The following is a 15,628-nucleotide window of genomic DNA, read 5'->3' on the forward strand; positions in this document are numbered from 1 at the left end:
GGTGATTCGTTATTGCTAACCGCTGAGTGCTGACAAAGGATAAATCACCACTCAGCACTAGAAGGCGCAACTAGCTTCCCCAAACTTTATCCAGCACCACTTTCGGGGAAATATCCCCCATTTTGCCGGTCGGAGATTTGATGCCGATAAATTTATCGTTAGCCGGCAGCAATTTCTGCGGATCGGTGGGGCCAAACAGGGCAATCGTATAAGTTTGAACGGCTACAGCCAGGTGCATCGGTGCGCTGTCGGTACACAGCATCAAATTTGCGCCGGCAATCATCGCCGCCAACTTTCCAATATCCGCCGGAACAGTCAGTTTAAGATTCGGATTTGACTGTACCAGCTGGGTAATCAACGCCTCATCCTCAGGCCCTTGAATCACCACCACCGGCAACTGCGGCTGTCGCTGCTGCAAATCCTGAATAATCTGCTGCCAATTTGCGGCGGGATAGATTTTGTCAAGACCTTTCGATAGGGCCATTTGGCTAGAACCGCCGTGAACGATCACATAGCCACTTTCCTGAATTCCCAGCTTTTTCTGTTCCTGTTCCGCCCACTGTATATCCTCCTTGAGCAAAGTTACAGCCAACTCTGGACAAGGAGTGGTAATGCCGAACCCTCGCAGCAGATCGTGATACATCTGGGCTGCATATTGCTCAGTTTTGAGAGAAACAGGATTGGTGAGAAACGGACTGCCGATGCCGGCGTAGCCGATGCGCTGGGGAATTCCCGTCAGCCAAAGCAGTAGCCCCACACTGGGGCGCTGTCCCAAAGACAGCACAGCTTCGTACTCGCGATCACGCATAATGCCCAGCAGGTTTCCCCAATCAGCCAGTCCATTGCGATCTTTAAAGTCGAACGCAGTTAGCTGAAGAGACTTGTCGTGGAAAAACTTGCAAACGCGGTAGGCCCCTTTTGCACGAGGTTCTACAATCACGTCAATTTGAGCGTCGGGGTAAGACCGCTTCAGGTCGTCCAGCGTGGGGAAAAAGAGTATTTGGTCGCCAATTCCACCGGGGACAAGTGCCAGTATTCGCATTGTGGTTGATTGAGCTTGCCAAAGTCTTATTCTATAGGTTGATAGGTAATTTGTACGTTGTCTGTTGCTATCTGCCGGCTCTCAGTTGGGCGAACTCCTCTGCCAATGACCCGCAAGCGATGACTGATAGTGCGTTACCTGTAGCCGTTTTCGAGGAACAAAGCGTGCATTTATTAATTCCAGCGGCGGGAATGGGACGCCGCATGGGGAGCGATCGGAATAAGCTTTTGCTAACTTTACTGGGCAAACCGCTGATTGCCTGGACACTGCAAGCTGCTGAGGCTGCTGACAAAATTAGCTGGATTGGGATTATCGGTCAGCCAGAGGATTGGCCAGATTTTAAGGCGATTCTGGCAACGTTGTCGTTGAAGGTGCCGGTGGAGTTGATTCAGGGAGGTTCGACTCGCCAAGAGTCGGTTTACAACGGGTTGCAAGCGCTGCCGGCATCCGCAGAACGGGTGCTGATTCACGATGGGGCGCGGTGTTTGGCAACTCCTGAGTTATTTGATCGCTGCGCTGACGCCCTCCTCGATTGCACCGGCCTGATTGCAGCGGTGCCGGTGAAGGATACGATTAAAATTGTCGAGCCGGCCACTCAAGTGATTCAGCACACGCCGGATCGGCGGAATTTGTGGGCCGCCCAGACACCCCAGGGGTTTGATGTCAAACTTCTTAAGCAGTGCCATGATCGGGGGCAACGCGAAGGCTGGGAAGTGACCGATGATGCCGCTTTATTTGAAATGTGCGGCTTGCCGGTGCGAATTGTGGAGGGGGAAGAAACGAATTTGAAGGTAACAACGCCGGTGGATTTGGCCATTGCAGAATTTATTTTGCGCCAGCGCCTGCTCAAGCCTGAGTAGGAGCGTTGCCGGTTGGTTTACAACGGACTTGTTTGAACACGGTAGCTCACAAAAATTGAGCCGGTTATATGCGCTGACTCATTACCCGCTGGTAATTTTTAATAGCTTCAGTGCCATTCGGCTTAATTTCCATTGCAATGCCATAGGAACTTACAGCCTCTTTATAGCGCTGTAACGTTTCGAGTACCTCACCGCGTTTCAACCAAGCTTCATACTCACCCGGCTGTAGTTGAATCGCCTTATCGTAGTTACTCAAAGCTTCTGCGTGCATCGACATTAAACTGTACAGTTGGCCACGTTTTACCCAGAGTGGCGCATGATTGGGCCATTTTCCCAAAGCTTGATCGTAAGTCGCCAAGGCTTCCGCATATTGCTGCTGCTCTTCTAAAGCACGGGCGCGTTTTAGCCGTGGTTCTAGCTCATTGGGCAGCAGTGACACTAATTCGTCATAAACGCTCGCTGCCTCTTCATACCGCTCTAGTTGCTCTAGGGCATAAGCACGTTTCCACCAACAGCGAGAAACCCACTCCGTATCATTCGAGTGCAATTGAATGATTTTGTCATAAGCTGCGCTCGCTTCTGCATATCGATCAAGTGCCTCTAAGGCTTCACCTCGCTGAAACCATGCCTCAGCAAAATCAGGCCGTAATTGAATCGCATTGCTATAGGCAACAATCGCATCTTTAAACCGGCGCAAACCATAAAGCGCCTTACCGCGACCCAGCCAAGCATCGGGCCAATTCGGATTAAGTTTCGTTGCTCGATCAAAAGCAGACAGTGCCGGCGCATATTGTCCCGCCGCAACCAGTGTCAAACCTCGGCCATACCATGCCAGCGGGATTTCTGGCTGCAATTCTATCGCTTTATCCAAGCAGGCCAGCGCCGCCTCATGCCATTGATGCTTCAGCGCCATTCCTTTATGAAACCAAACTGCATAAACATCCGGCTGGATAATGATCGCTTGGTCATAGGAAGCCACAGCATCGGTATAGCGTTGCAACTTTTCAAAAGCCAGTCCCCGATTTAGCCAAGTCTCTATATGATTCGGGTTAAGTTGAAGTGCCCGGTTATAGGAAGCTACTGCTGCGTCGTATCGCTTCACCATCACCAGCGTTGCGCCCCGATGAAACCAGGTATCAAAATCATCCGGCTTGAGGCGAAGCGCCCGGTCATAAGCATCTGTTGCGGCAGAGAACTGCTGCGCTTGCTGTAGCGCGTAGCCTAGATGATACCAAATGCTGTGTAAATCGGGCTGGAGTTGGCTGGCTTTGCGATAAGCATCAGCCGCCGCTTGATACTGTTGCAGGGCATCAAATGACCGGCCTTGGTAATACCAAGCTTCATAACGGTTTGGGTGAATTTGAAGGCCCTGATCTAACGATGCCACTGCCTTTTCGTACTGCTGCAAGTGATAAAACGATTTGCCGCGAGATGTCCAGGTCGAAAAGTCATTCGGTTTGAGTTGCAGTGCTTTGTCGTAAGCAGCAACTGCCTCTTGATACCGGCCTACTTTTTCCAATGCCTTACCCAACTGCAACCAGGCTGGATGTAACTCTGGCTTGAGTTGCACTGCTTTTTCATAAGCGGTGATTGCTGCTTTATAATTGCCCCGGCTGTAGAGCTTGTTGCCTTGCTTTAAGTCGGAGACTTCTCCCCTAAATTGAGAAACCAGCGAATTGGTCAAACCAATTAATTGCTCCAGAGGCCGCCCCAGATCGATAGATGGCCGGTTGCGCCGGCGATCTCTGCGACTGCGTCGGCTTTGGTTTATATTGCGGACAATCGCAGTAGAAGACTCTGGCTGGCCTTGGTCAATCCGGGTGTCTGTGACATTGACGGGGTTAGACATAAAGGCAGGACTCCGGTGCTGAGGCTATCACAACTGGAAAGAGTTTTTTATCATCTTATCGCTACCCTCGCGAATGTATTCAGCAAATCGTTGTTTAACTTGCGGCGTTACTCTCTCTTAAACGCTCGCGCTGCCAGAACTGAATGGGAGTTAAACACTTATTGGGTCAGCAAAAAAAACACCCCCACCGGGGGTGCTGATAGGAATGAGTGGTTTGACAAACTTTAATAATTTACTGAAGAGAACGCCAGAGAAGAACACTCATTGATCATGTTTGGCTTCTATGGCGTTTGCGTAGCCTTGAAAGTCTTACAGAGCCAGGCCAATTTCAGCGGCAACGCGGCTCAACAGTGAGCGCTGGCGGTTTTGACCGGCACGCTGACGATCCAACATCAAGGTGCGAGCTTTTTCTGTAGTAGACAGCGCCGACTTTTTCTCTGAATCGGTTGTGTGAGCAACACCGCGATACTTCAACTCAACGGTGGGTTGCTGCACCAATTCCTTGTGAGTATTGCAAAATCTCCAATCAAGCCCGCGATACTTGCCGGCCAGTTCGCCTTCGGTTGTTTCAACGGCTGCTGGGGTGTAGTCGTAGGCGGTTCCGCGATATGTCAGTTTCATGGTATTCGCCTCTTAACGTTTATGGAGTGAATTGAGGCGCGTTCCTTCGGGATTACTCCCTACTTCCGTCTCTCTTGTATCTCTGTGCAGCGACTTGCTGATGAGGTAACGAGAGATGAACGATTTACTTTCTGTATTCATTGTTACCGTTTTTTGGGAAAATGTCAATTCTCTAAGAAAACTTTACAATTGTGCCTCCAGGTCGGCAGTTTTCCCAAAATCGGCAGATCCGGGCACAGAAACGAGCAACAGAAGATTAGCAAGGGCAACTCATCAAGCGCTGTTGGCGTCCAGATATCGTGCGACACATCAGACTCAGGGGAATTCGCCTCAACTTAACCGATGCCGGCATTTGCCCTGTGGGCGATGATTGCCGACGATTTCTTCTAGCACGTTCAAAACCCAAACCCCAAAGACACTATGAAGCGAAATCAAATTGCAGCGAGTTTAGTTACAGGAAGCATGACGCTAATTCTGGCGTGTGCCCTCAAGCCGGCTGGTGCCCTTTATTCGTCAAATAGTTCAGCGCAAAACACCAAGGCTCAAGGACTGCCGGCACAAATAGAAACCTCAAAACCCGTTTATTTAGCGCAAAGCCGGTCAGAAAACGAGATAGAAGGCACTTGGAAAATTACCGAAGGCAAAAACCTTGAGGGCGAGAAATACACCGGCACCGCAGAAATAGAAGCCCAAAGCAGCGCGGACAACTTATACAGTTTCTCTTGGAAAACCTCAGAGGGCGAGTATTCAGGACTGGGATTCGTAGAAGATGACCACCTGTTTATTGGCTGGGCACCCGAAGGGGAAATTTATGGAGTGCTGCTGTACGAGATTCAATCAGACGGCACCTTAGAGGGGAGGTGGACTTACAACACAGCCCCAGATGGCAAAGTCGGCAGAGAAACAGCCACCGGCGGCAGAAAAGACAAAATCGAGGGTGAGTACGAAATTAACGGCAAGGACATTGGCGGGGAATACAATGGACGTATGAACATCAGCCGGTCGGGCGACACCTACCAACTTTCTTGGACAGTCGATGACAAGACCTATCGGGGAGTTGGCTTGCGTTCGGGCGATTGGCTCGTAGTCGGCTGGGGGCCAAAAGATGATTTCGGTGTTTTAGACTATAAGATTAACGGCAGTAAAGCCACAGGCCGCTGGGCGCTTCCAGGCCGTTCTCAGTTAGGCGTAGATAAAATCACCCGCGAACGCTAACACAAAGGCGAGAGGTTAGGTCTAGGGGCCAGAAAGAATCACAACTTCATCTTTACCCCTAACCTTTCTCTCAAGCAGCTATAACAACAAACCACTAAAGAAATACTGATGGCAGAAAAAAGCGAAGGATTCAAAATTGTTAGCGATAACCGGCAAGCCCGCTACCTTTACGAAATTTTAGAAACCTACGAAGTTGGGATTGAGCTCAAAGGCACCGAAGTCAAATCAATTCGTGCCGGCAAAGTCAACCTGCGAGATGGTTACGTGCTAATTCGCAACGGCGAAGCATGGCTGATAAACGTTCACATCTCCCCCTACGAAACAGCCAGCCAATATTTTAATCACGACCCCCGCCGCACCCGAAAACTGCTCATGCACCGGCAAGAAATCCGCAAATTAATCGGCAAAGTCGAGCAGCAAGGCTTAACCATCGTGCCCTTGAAAATGTACTTCAAGCGCGGTTGGGTAAAAATTGACATTGCCCTAGGCAAAGGTAAAAAACTACACGACAAACGCGAAGATGAAAGACGCCGGGAAGACAAGCGAGATATAGAACGGGCCATGAAGCGCTATTAATCCGACTGTTAGCGCTATCTGCGTCACAAACGTTCAAAAGCAACCCCCTGCTGCCGGCTTTAAAAACATTTGCCCGACAACCTCCCTCACCCCACCATCGAGCCATTGTCTCCAGCATGGTACGATTAACGATCTGGCATCCCAATGCCGCTCCCATCTTCCCACCCGATAGCAATGCGTCCTGCCACTGCCTCTGAAACTCTCAGACTCAGTCTATAGACGCCATGCCAATTCAGACAGAACCCAAAGCTGGCCAATGCGTTTTTCAAAAATTTTGATTGCCAACCGAGGGGAAATCGCCCTCCGCATTCTCCGCACCTGTGAAGAGATGGGGATTGCTACTGTTGCGGTTCACTCCACCATTGACCGGCACGCCCTCCATGTCCAACTGGCAGACGAAGCCGTTTGCATCGGTGAACCCCCCAGTAACAAAAGCTATCTCAATATCCCCAATATCATTTCAGCAGCCCTGACTCGCAACGCCACTGCTATTCATCCAGGGTATGGGTTCTTAGCCGAAAACGCTCGATTTGCTGAAATCTGCGCCGATCATCAAATCACCTTTATTGGCCCTTCCCCAGATGGCATCCGCGCGATGGGCGATAAATCCACTGCCAAGGAAACCATGCAACGTGCCGGCGTTCCCACTGTGCCTGGAAGTGAGGGATTGCTGACGGATGAACGCGAAGCCCTGGAAATCGCCGATCAAATTGGCTATCCCGTGATGATTAAAGCCACTGCCGGCGGGGGTGGACGCGGGATGCGCCTGGTGCGAGAAGAAAGCCAACTGCCTAAACTGTTCCAAGCCGCCCAAGGCGAAGCAGAAGCCGCTTTTGGCAATCCAGGCGTTTATATTGAAAAATTCATCGAACGTCCCCGCCACATTGAATTTCAAATCCTCGCAGATAGCTACGGCAACGTGATCCATCTTGGCGAACGCGAATGCTCTATCCAGCGCCGGCATCAAAAACTTTTAGAAGAAGCCCCCAGCCCAGCCCTCACCCCGGAATTGCGAGAAAAAATGGGGACGGCAGCCGTTAGAGTCGCTAAATCGATCAACTACATCGGTGCCGGCACGGTAGAGTTTTTACTTGACAATTCGGGTCACTTCTACTTTATGGAAATGAACACCCGGATTCAAGTCGAGCATCCCGTTACAGAAATGATCACCGGACTCGATTTAATTGCCGAGCAAATTAAGATTGCCCAAGGAGAAAAACTCCAACTCACCCAAGATCAAGTGGTGCTGCGTGGCCATTCCATCGAATGCCGTATCAACGCTGAAGACCCTGATCACAATTTCCGGCCTTCTCCAGGGCGCATTACAGGGTTTTTGCCTCCCGGTGGCACCGGCGTGAGAATGGATTCCCACGTTTATACCGATTACGAAATTCCGCCCTACTACGACTCATTAATCGGCAAATTAATTGTCTGGGCACCCGATCGAGCCGGCGCGCTCCAGAGGATGAAGCGGGCGCTGCGGGAGTGTGCTATTACCGGCTTACCCACCACTATCGCCTTCCATCAAAGAATACTAGAGAACCCATCTTTCATAGAGGGTGATGTCTACACCAATTTTGTTGAGCAGATGATGGGGAAATAATAGGGGATGGGGAATTAATTTTTTTTCTATTCCCCATCCCCTATGCCCTATGCCCCATTAACGTAACATCGTTAACAAGCCTTGTTGACCTAAGAGAATTTCCCGGATCAGGCTGAAAATCCCCACCCAGATAATCGGGGTGATGTCTACCCCACCGATAGGAGGGACGATTTTACGAGCCGGCACCAAAAACGGTTCAGTGGGCCACGAAACCAAATTAAAGGGCATTTGGTTGAGATTCACTTGGGGATACCAAGTCAAAACAATCCGAAAAATAAATAACAACGTCATCACGGCTAGCAAAGGGCCGAGAATCCAAGTCGCAATCGTTGCAGCAGTCATGGGCGGTTGAAAATTCTTAAGTTTTGTAACTGTATTTCATCTTTTATTGTATCTTCCCTGAGAGCCGGCAGCCCATTTAAGAATTTAGCGTGAGTAATAATAAAGGGATTTAACTCCTAAACTTCAGACGCTCAGGCTCATCGGGTGCAATAAGTCGGTGACATTCACCCCGCGCTTAGATAACTGTCGGCTCAAATAGCTTCTCAATGGTGTAACAAATGATTAAAATCAAGATTAAAGAAATTTTTCTAAATAAGGAACCCAGAACTTATGACACCTTCACTCGCTAACTTTTTGTGGAGTCTACTGGCTGGCACTGTAATTGTCCTCGTCCCAGCAACCGTCGGTCTGCTTTTTATTAGCCAAAAAGATAAGGTTCGGCGCTCCTAAACCATCTGGGCCTAAAAAACCTCAGTTATCACCAAGGGCCATAATTAAAAAACTGGCCTGGACTAAATAACTGGGGTTTTGTTATTGTTGAGAGCGAACTTTTTGGACGCACCCGTCAGTCAGCCGGTCGCTGCAAGCCGCCAGATAACCTAGCCACTGAGGTTCAGAACCCCTAACAAGAGGTGGAGATTTTGAGCGTGACTCGCTAACATAGGACTGACACAGGAGATAAGAAATGGTAAACGTCGGATTTAGCTGGAGCAGTCTGCTAGGCATTACGCTGGCGGTGGCGGGGGCAGCACTTTACTTTTTGCGCTCAGTGCGTCCCAGTCTCGCCCGCGATCACGACATTTTCTTCGCAGCAGTGGGTTTACTCTGCGGCGGGATTCTATTTTTCCAAGGATGGCGGCAAGACCCTATTTTGCAGTTCGGTCAATTCTTGCTAACGGGTTCCGCTATCTTCTTTGCCGTAGAAAGCATCCGCCTGCGAAATGTGGCGACACTGCAAGCCAAGCGGAACACACGCATTGTAGATGACGATCGACCCGTCAGCTCGGCATACACTTATGTAGATGCTGAACTCGATGAACTTGAACCGGCAGAAGAAATGCCGCCCAGAGCGAGGATACGGGGAACTCAAGAGTCGCGCCCTTCTCGCAGTCAAGGGTATGAAGAAGAAGGCCGGCGTCGCCCTCCCAAGCGCAGCAGAAATGATGACAGATATGGGCCGGAAGATGGCCCTCCTCCCAGCCGCAGCAGAAGTGATGACAGGTATGGGCCGGAAGATGTCCCTCCTTCCAGCCGTAGTAGAGGTGAAGATAGATACGGCTCTGAAGCACCGTCTGGCAAGCGGCGGTCTCGTCCAAGCGCAGAACGCCCGCCAGCAAGCCGATCAGACGAGTGGGATGATTCACCCGTAGAGACGGAAGAAAGACCCCCACGCGCCTCCTCAGCCGGCGCAAACCGCAAACCGAGCGATGGCGCAAGACCGAGAAAGAAACGTCCGCCCCAAGAAGAAAGAACCAGCCGGCGAACTTCGGAAACAACAGATCCAACCCCAGGTGAATATGTTGATTTCCAACCCATAGACTCCCCGGATGACGAGCAGGACAATACAGGAAATTTTGATTACTAAATTTGTCCTTTGTCTGAAGTTGTTGCCCATGACAACAGACAGAGGGCAATTTCACTCTTGAAGTGGGTAACGTCTGGTGAACAGATTCACGCCTAAATGGTCTATTCATCGCTGGCTCACCTTGAGCGTCGCGAGTTTAGCAGTCGCCTGCAGCCCCGTCAATCGCACCTTAGAACCCGTTGCGATTAACAGTCGCTATACTGACGAGCAGCCGGCTCTTAGTGGCAACGGTCGCTTTTTAGCATTTGTATCTAACCGGGAAGGCAGCCGCAATATTCTGTTGTATGACCGGCAAACCCAGCAATATGTAAACTTGCCCTACTTGAATCGGCCCGATGCAGTCGCCGACAGTCCCAGCATCAGCAACACAGCCCGTTATATTGTCTATATAGCCAGTGATCGAGGCCGGCCAGAAGTTGAACTCTACGACCGAGTTACAAAAAGGCCAGAAGTTTTAACGCGTGGGTATGTCGGCTGGGTACGCAATCCCAGTATTAGCCCAGATGGCCGGTATATCGTGTTTGAGAGCGGGCGGCGCGGTCAGTGGGACATTGAAATGATAGACCGAGGGCCGACCATTGAATTGGATCGTCTTAATGGCGGCCCGTCAAAGTGAAAAGGCTCTAGGGTTTAGAAGCTAAGGGAATATCAAGTTCGCTCTTCTGCCATCTTCCCGTCACCCCGTCACCCCCTCTTTTCCGCCTGTGAAACGCGCTATCTTTCTCCTGACTGTCGCCCTCACCGGCACGCTGAGCAGCTGCACCGGCTACCCCCGCATTCTCAGCTTTCCCTTCGATGCTGGAGGGCGAAGCTTAAACAGTCCAGCCGGTGAAGTTACGCCTCAGCTTGCCGGTCGTTATATTGTTTTTACCTCTGATCGCCAGCAAAGCCAAGACGTTTACCTTTACGATGCAGTTGATCGCCGGCTCATCGATTTACCTGGGTTAAACGCCCTCGATACCCTCGCCTCCCATCCAGCTGTAACAGAAGACGGGCGCTCAATTGTGTTTGCCGGCAGCCGTGAGGGGCGAGTGGACGTCTATCTTTACAACGTGCCGACTCGCCAGCTGCGGAACCTCACACAAAACCTCAAAGCTGAAGTTCGCAACCCTACAATTAGTGCCGATGGCAGCACCATTGCCTTTGAAGCCGGTGCACAAGGTCAGTGGAATATTACGCTCATAGATCCTTCTGGAAATCCTGTAAATACTCCAGATGCGCCTCGTTGAACTCAAGCGACCTTAAATTTTAAAATGTAGATAACTTGCTCAGTGCCGGCGCTACTACAAACCCAGATAGAGGGTGAAAATCCTTTTCTCTATAAGATTCATAAATTTTAAACCCTAGCCTCTAGCGGATAAACGCAGATCTCAGTAAATTAATCTGTGTTTATCTGTGGTGACAATTTTGATTTCTAATGCCGCAACTCATTCCGGAAACTCAACATGAGATTAGGAACGAGTAATTGGTGCTGAGCGTCTTAGCGAAAAAGATAGCGAACGCTGCCAGCTTATCAAATATTCCACCCATAAAAACAGCAATTATAACCGCATTATTAAAAATTTGCTTTTCTTTGCGCTTTCCTTGGCGACCATTCGATTAAAAAATAAAATCATTTATTAATAGGAGTCAAACTATGAATACTAAACTCTTGCCTTTGGCGACATCAGGCATTTTAGCGATTGCAACAGTTATCGGGTCAATCACGATTACGGCCCTAGCCCCAGCCGGTTTGCTGCCCTCAAGCCGTGCCGTAGCCCAAGACGTAGATGAACAAACCAATATTCGCGTTTACGAAGTCGCCAGTCCTGCCGTCGTCTCCATCGATGCCGGCAGCAGTAACGGCAGCGGCAGTATCATTAGCCCTGAAGGTCTGGTGCTCACCAACGCCCACGTTGTCGCCGGATCTCCCCGCAACGTCAGCGTGATTTTAGCTGATGGCCGACGAGTCCAAGCCGAAGTCATTGCCTTTGGTGAGAAGGATCTAGACCTAGCCGTTCTCAAGATTCGGGGCGAAAACAATTTGCCCACCATACCCCTCGCATCGGTGGATTCCGTCAGAGTGGGCCAGCGAGCCTATGCCATCGGCAACCCCTTCGGACGATTTCAGGGAACCTTCACCGTCGGCATCGTTAGCCGCATTGACCGGCAGCGCGGCTTGATCCAAACAGACGCCGCCATCAATCCCGGCAACTCAGGCGGACCCTTGCTCAACAGTCAGGGAGAATTAATTGGCGTTAACACCGCCATTTTTACAGGTCGCCAAGGCGGCAATATTGGCATCGGTTTTGCCATGTCCCTAGATCGGGTGCAGCCTTTCCTGACAGCAGTCCGGGAAGGACGCGCCCCCCGGGTTTCTCAGGTACAGCAGCAAGCGACCGCTTCGACTAACAACTACAAACCCCAGCAAATCGCGCTCAATGGTGCACCCGTTAGCGGCAGACTCGGACCCGGTTCCCTGGTTTTACGGGCAGATAACAGCTTTTTCAACATTTACACATTTCAGGGGAAAGCCGGCCAGCGGATCTCAATTGAAATGGACAGCCAGGAGATCGATCCTTTTTTAATCCTACTCAGCCCTAACGGTCGCGATCTTGGGCAAGATGATGACGGGGGCGGCGGTAACAGCGCCAAAATTGAGGCAACCCTCCCGGGAAACGGCACCTATACCTTGATTGCCAATTCCTCTCAGCCGGGAGAATCCGGGTCTTACAACTTGCGAATCATTGCTAGTGGTGCCGGCGGTGATACCAGGGGCAATGCCAGGAATCAAGGCCAGCAGGGGAACGTGATCGCTCGTCTAGAGAGCGTTCTCGGTCCCGGCGCGTCTGTTCTTCCCTCCGACGGCAGTCTATTTCGGCAGACGACCTTTACAGGCCGTGGCGGCCAGTCTGTAACGATTAGCTTAGAAAGTCCTGAGTTTGACACCTATCTCGTCCTGCTCAGCCCAGAGGGTAAAGTGCTCGCACAAAATGACAATGCCGGTGCTGACACAACCAATTCTGCAATTACAGCTACTTTGCCCCGCAGCGGCGTTTACCGCGTGGTTGTTAATGCTCGTGACAGACAAGGCCGAGGCCGGTATACTCTCACCATTCGTTAAACAGTTAGTAAGGAAAATTAGGTTGAGTCGGGTAAATTTTTTCTTGAGGAACCCGATAGACCCAAATCTCCGCTCTCGTGGCAACTTTCTAATAAATTTACAGGGGAAAAAGTTGCGCTCGCGATGCGATTTCTGCCCTGATTTTTAGCTAGATAAAGCGCCTTATCAGCCACACTAATCAGTGTTTTGGGCGAAAATTCTTGAGTAGGAATTATTGCCGCCACTCCCAAACTCAACGAGACATATTGACTGACTGAAGATTTAGCGTGCTCAATTTTGAGCTGTTGAACTGCTAAACGCAGTGCTTCAGCCAAGGTGAAAGCCGTCTCAGCGTTTGTATTGGGGAGAATTATCGCAAATTCTTCTCCGCCGTACCGAGCAAGTAAATGTGCCGAACTCTGAAGTGTGCGGTTCAGTGCTCGGGCAACCTGCTGCAAACAATCATCTCCCGCTTGATGCCCATAAGTATCGTTATAGTTTTTAAAATAGTCCACATCGCACAGAATTAAAGACAGGGGCTTCATCTCCCGCCCCAGCCGCACCCACTCTTGAGATAAATACTGGTCAAACCGGCGGCGATTGGCGACTTGAGTTAAACCATCTAAGGTGGCGAGGCGCTCTAACTCTCGATTTGCTTTTTGCAGAGCGGCTTCGGCTCGCTGACGAGCGGTGATATCAGAAAATGAAGCAACGACTGCATGAGGTAAAGTTTCACCGGCTTGCAACAGCGGTTGGCAATTAATTGAAATCCAGATCAGCCTCCCATCTGGTTTGTGCAAGCCCATAATCGCATTGGACTGAGGTACGCTGGTTCGCAAAGCAATGGTTACCGGGTGATATTCCATTGGGAAAGGAGAACCATCTTCGCGGATCGCTCGCCAGCGCAAAGCCGTATAATTTCGCCCCATTATCTGTCGAGTAGAAAGCCCCAAGATCCTCTCTGCGCTAGCATTACAGGCGCTGATGCGGCCATTAGCCTGAACCAAAACAATTCCCTCTGCTATCGCTGCAATAACCGAGCGATAACGCTCCTCACTCTCGCGCAGCGCCTCCTCTGCCCGCACGCGATAGGTGATATCACGCGCCACCCAAATCACAGAATTGTGGGAAATCGGAGAAATACTTGTGGCAAACCAAACTTCTCGCTCTTTAATCATCAAGCTGTATTCAAAATTGACAGTCTCCTGAGTGTCGAGCGCCGTTTGGATGTGAGCCATAAAAGTATCTGCCGGCGATCGGGGAAAGATTTCGTAGACTGTCTTACCTATCAATTCTTCAGCCGGTTTATATAGCAGAGCTGGATTCGTCGGTGCGACTTTGAGATGGCGTCCGTCAGCATCAACAACCAAGATCAGTTCGCTCATTCCCGCAAACAGTGCTCTCAATTCAGCCTCAGCTTGCTGGAGTGAAGCTGTGCGCTGCTCAACCCGCACTTCTAGCTGATAATTTGTCGTTTCCAAGGCAGTAAAGGACTCGCGCAACTGTCCTGCCATTTGGTTAAAAGCACCCGCCAGAACCCTCAGTTCATTGACCCCTCTAAATTCAATATTTTGATCGAGTTCTCCGCCGGCAATGGCTTTGGATGCTTCACTCAAATGGTGTATGGGCTTGCTAATCCAGCGAGCAGTCAAAATTCCCATCCCTGTAGCCAACCCTAACGCAGCGAGTCCCAAGGCAATAGAACTGCGGTTGCTCGCGTGTATTTGCTCCATGAAGTCAGCTTCTGGAACCACCACAACAATCAACCAATCTAGACCTCGATTGTCACGAAACGGGGTTATCTGAAGAAATTCCTGCTGGTTCTTTAGCTCGAAGGTGAGAGACTGGCTACTATTAATTTCGCTAAGGTTGCCAAAGTGCTTGATTAAATGCTCTGCGGTGGAGCGAATTAAAATATCTTTACTTTCGGTCGCTTTCACCCGTTCTGCTTGACCGTTTCGCATGACAAACGGCTTATCAAGCGTGGAAGAAGCAACCAACAGTCCGGAACGCTCAATGATGAAGCTCTGTGCGGAAGGACTAATTTTTAAGCTGCGGAGAAAGTCACCAATTTGTGAGAGAAATAACGTCGTTCCTAAAACGCCTAACTTCCTGCCTTTTTTGTCGTAGACAGGAAGAATGGCATCGGTTACAACTTCCTCTGTGCCATAGCCGAGGTAAACGGGACTCCATCCCGGTTTACCTTGCTGCATCGCGGCTTTATACCAAGGCCGTTTCCGAGGATCGTAGGGTCCATTATCTCTTAAACGTTTGTCTCGGTGGCCTTTGCTGTTTACTGTGTAGGTAGACAAACGATTGCCGGTGGAGGCGTCGGCGGCTTCAATGTTAAGGGTGCCATCATCACGAACTCGCGCCACCCCAATGAATTCTCCAAACTCGTTGCCCCATTGAATGTAGCCCACCGCTTGAAATAAGTTGAGCTGTTGCAAAAAGTAGCTCTCGATGCTGCTCAAGTCTCGTGGGCGCAATAAACCCTGCTCGATAGCATCCAGGTTGATCTGATTGACTATGTGGGGGGTTTCTAAGTAGGGGCGAAAGCGTTCTTCAATGCGGGCGGCGGCGGCGCTTTGCAACTGAGTGGTTAGGTCGTTTACTGCCTTTTGGCCGTTGCGAAACGACAGCCAGCCGGTCAGTCCCACTGCGGCAAAAATTTGTAAGAGGAAGGGGACAACGAGGACAATGCGAAGAGGTATTTTTGTAGAAACCTTTGTCGCATTACTGAGCAGCAATTTCAGTAACATTTTGACCCTGGAGCCTTAAGGGAGCCAAACATTGAAACCACAAAAAATAACGCGCTGACGTAATATTTGCTTTGTTAAATCCTCGGAGTTTGTTTCAATGTATTACTCTATTTAAATGTCCAGCGTTGTTTTTTGTATGTTTGCTGTGATC

At 50.2% G+C, this 15,628-nt stretch carries 15 protein-coding genes and 1 riboswitch; of the genes, 9 read left to right on the forward strand and 6 right to left on the reverse strand.

Going from position 1 to position 15,628, the window contains the following annotated elements; genetic code table 11:
• Positions 1 to 70 precede the first annotated feature (70 nt).
• Positions 71 to 1,042 carry a glycosyltransferase family 9 protein gene (locus tag H6F56_RS07785; RefSeq protein WP_190666477.1) on the reverse strand — a complete coding sequence of 324 codons (972 nt, stop codon included), beginning with the start codon at positions 1,040 to 1,042 and terminating at the stop codon, positions 71 to 73.
• 164 nt (positions 1,043 to 1,206) lie between these two features.
• Between H6F56_RS07785 and ispD the strand changes: the two genes are divergently transcribed.
• Positions 1,207 to 1,902, forward strand: a complete 696-nt coding sequence (ispD, locus tag H6F56_RS07790) for a 2-C-methyl-D-erythritol 4-phosphate cytidylyltransferase (RefSeq protein ID WP_190666629.1) — start codon at positions 1,207 to 1,209, stop codon at positions 1,900 to 1,902.
• A gap of 64 nt (positions 1,903 to 1,966) precedes the next feature.
• Here ispD and H6F56_RS07795 read toward each other — a convergent pair whose 3' ends face one another.
• Together H6F56_RS07795 and H6F56_RS07800 are read right to left on the reverse strand one after the other, a co-directional pair.
• Positions 1,967 to 3,751 (reverse strand): tetratricopeptide repeat protein, encoded by a 1,785-nt coding sequence (locus H6F56_RS07795; RefSeq protein ID WP_190666479.1) that lies wholly within the window; start codon positions 3,749 to 3,751, stop codon positions 1,967 to 1,969.
• Positions 3,752 to 4,060: 309 nt separating this feature from the next.
• Complete coding sequence (locus tag H6F56_RS07800) at positions 4,061 to 4,372, reverse strand: DUF4278 domain-containing protein (protein ID WP_190666481.1); 312 nt, start codon at positions 4,370 to 4,372, stop codon at positions 4,061 to 4,063.
• Between the two features lie 35 nt (positions 4,373 to 4,407).
• Positions 4,408 to 4,496, reverse strand: a riboswitch (Glutamine riboswitch).
• 296 nt (positions 4,497 to 4,792) lie between these two features.
• Here H6F56_RS07800 and H6F56_RS07805 point away from each other — a divergent pair.
• Together H6F56_RS07805 and smpB are read left to right on the forward strand one after the other, a co-directional pair.
• Positions 4,793 to 5,587 (forward strand): hypothetical protein, encoded by a 795-nt coding sequence (locus H6F56_RS07805; RefSeq protein WP_190666483.1) that lies wholly within the window; start codon positions 4,793 to 4,795, stop codon positions 5,585 to 5,587.
• Positions 5,588 to 5,695: 108 nt separating this feature from the next.
• Complete coding sequence (smpB, locus tag H6F56_RS07810) at positions 5,696 to 6,163, forward strand: SsrA-binding protein SmpB (protein WP_190666485.1); 468 nt, start codon at positions 5,696 to 5,698, stop codon at positions 6,161 to 6,163.
• Positions 6,164 to 6,288: 125 nt separating this feature from the next.
• Here the strand turns inward: smpB and H6F56_RS07815 are convergent, their stop codons facing one another.
• Positions 6,289 to 6,432, reverse strand: coding sequence for a hypothetical protein (locus H6F56_RS07815; protein ID WP_190666487.1), 144 nt, complete (start codon positions 6,430 to 6,432; stop codon positions 6,289 to 6,291).
• Here H6F56_RS07815 and accC point away from each other — a divergent pair.
• Positions 6,420 to 7,766, forward strand: coding sequence for an acetyl-CoA carboxylase biotin carboxylase subunit (gene accC / locus H6F56_RS07820; RefSeq protein WP_190666489.1), 1,347 nt, complete (start codon positions 6,420 to 6,422; stop codon positions 7,764 to 7,766). The genes H6F56_RS07815 and accC overlap by 13 nt on opposite strands.
• Before the next feature lie 57 nt (positions 7,767 to 7,823).
• On the opposite strand, the gene H6F56_RS07825 is transcribed toward accC, so the two are convergent.
• Positions 7,824 to 8,108, reverse strand: a complete 285-nt coding sequence (locus H6F56_RS07825; RefSeq protein ID WP_190666491.1) for a YggT family protein — start codon at positions 8,106 to 8,108, stop codon at positions 7,824 to 7,826.
• 270 nt (positions 8,109 to 8,378) lie between these two features.
• Here H6F56_RS07825 and psbX point away from each other — a divergent pair, with 270 nt between their 5' ends.
• The 5 genes from psbX to H6F56_RS07850 all read left to right on the forward strand — a co-directional run bounded on the left by psbX (position 8,379) and on the right by H6F56_RS07850 (position 12,736).
• On the forward strand, positions 8,379 to 8,498 hold the full coding sequence (psbX, locus tag H6F56_RS07830; protein WP_190666493.1) for a photosystem II reaction center X protein: 120 nt from the start codon (positions 8,379 to 8,381) through the stop codon (positions 8,496 to 8,498).
• Positions 8,499 to 8,733: 235 nt separating this feature from the next.
• Entirely contained in the window at positions 8,734 to 9,633 is a 900-nt protein-coding gene (locus H6F56_RS07835) for a Ycf66 family protein (protein WP_190666495.1), read from the forward strand.
• Positions 9,634 to 9,709: 76 nt separating this feature from the next.
• The gene (locus tag H6F56_RS07840; RefSeq protein WP_190666497.1) at positions 9,710 to 10,249 is read left to right on the forward strand and encodes a TolB family protein; all 540 of its coding nucleotides are present in this window, start codon (positions 9,710 to 9,712) and stop codon (positions 10,247 to 10,249) included.
• Positions 10,250 to 10,337: 88 nt separating this feature from the next.
• Positions 10,338 to 10,862 carry a TolB family protein gene (locus H6F56_RS07845; RefSeq protein ID WP_190666499.1) on the forward strand — a complete coding sequence of 175 codons (525 nt, stop codon included), beginning with the start codon at positions 10,338 to 10,340 and terminating at the stop codon, positions 10,860 to 10,862.
• 407 nt (positions 10,863 to 11,269) lie between these two features.
• Positions 11,270 to 12,736 carry a trypsin-like peptidase domain-containing protein gene (locus H6F56_RS07850; protein ID WP_190666501.1) on the forward strand — a complete coding sequence of 489 codons (1,467 nt, stop codon included), beginning with the start codon at positions 11,270 to 11,272 and terminating at the stop codon, positions 12,734 to 12,736.
• Between the two features lie 17 nt (positions 12,737 to 12,753).
• Here the strand turns inward: H6F56_RS07850 and H6F56_RS07855 are convergent, their stop codons facing one another.
• Positions 12,754 to 15,477, reverse strand: coding sequence for a diguanylate cyclase domain-containing protein (locus H6F56_RS07855; RefSeq protein WP_190666503.1), 2,724 nt, complete (start codon positions 15,475 to 15,477; stop codon positions 12,754 to 12,756).
• Between the last annotated feature and the right edge of the window lie 151 nt (positions 15,478 to 15,628).

This window comes from Microcoleus sp. FACHB-672 (assembly GCF_014695725.1).
Taxonomy (GTDB): domain Bacteria; phylum Cyanobacteriota; class Cyanobacteriia; order Cyanobacteriales; family Oscillatoriaceae; genus FACHB-68.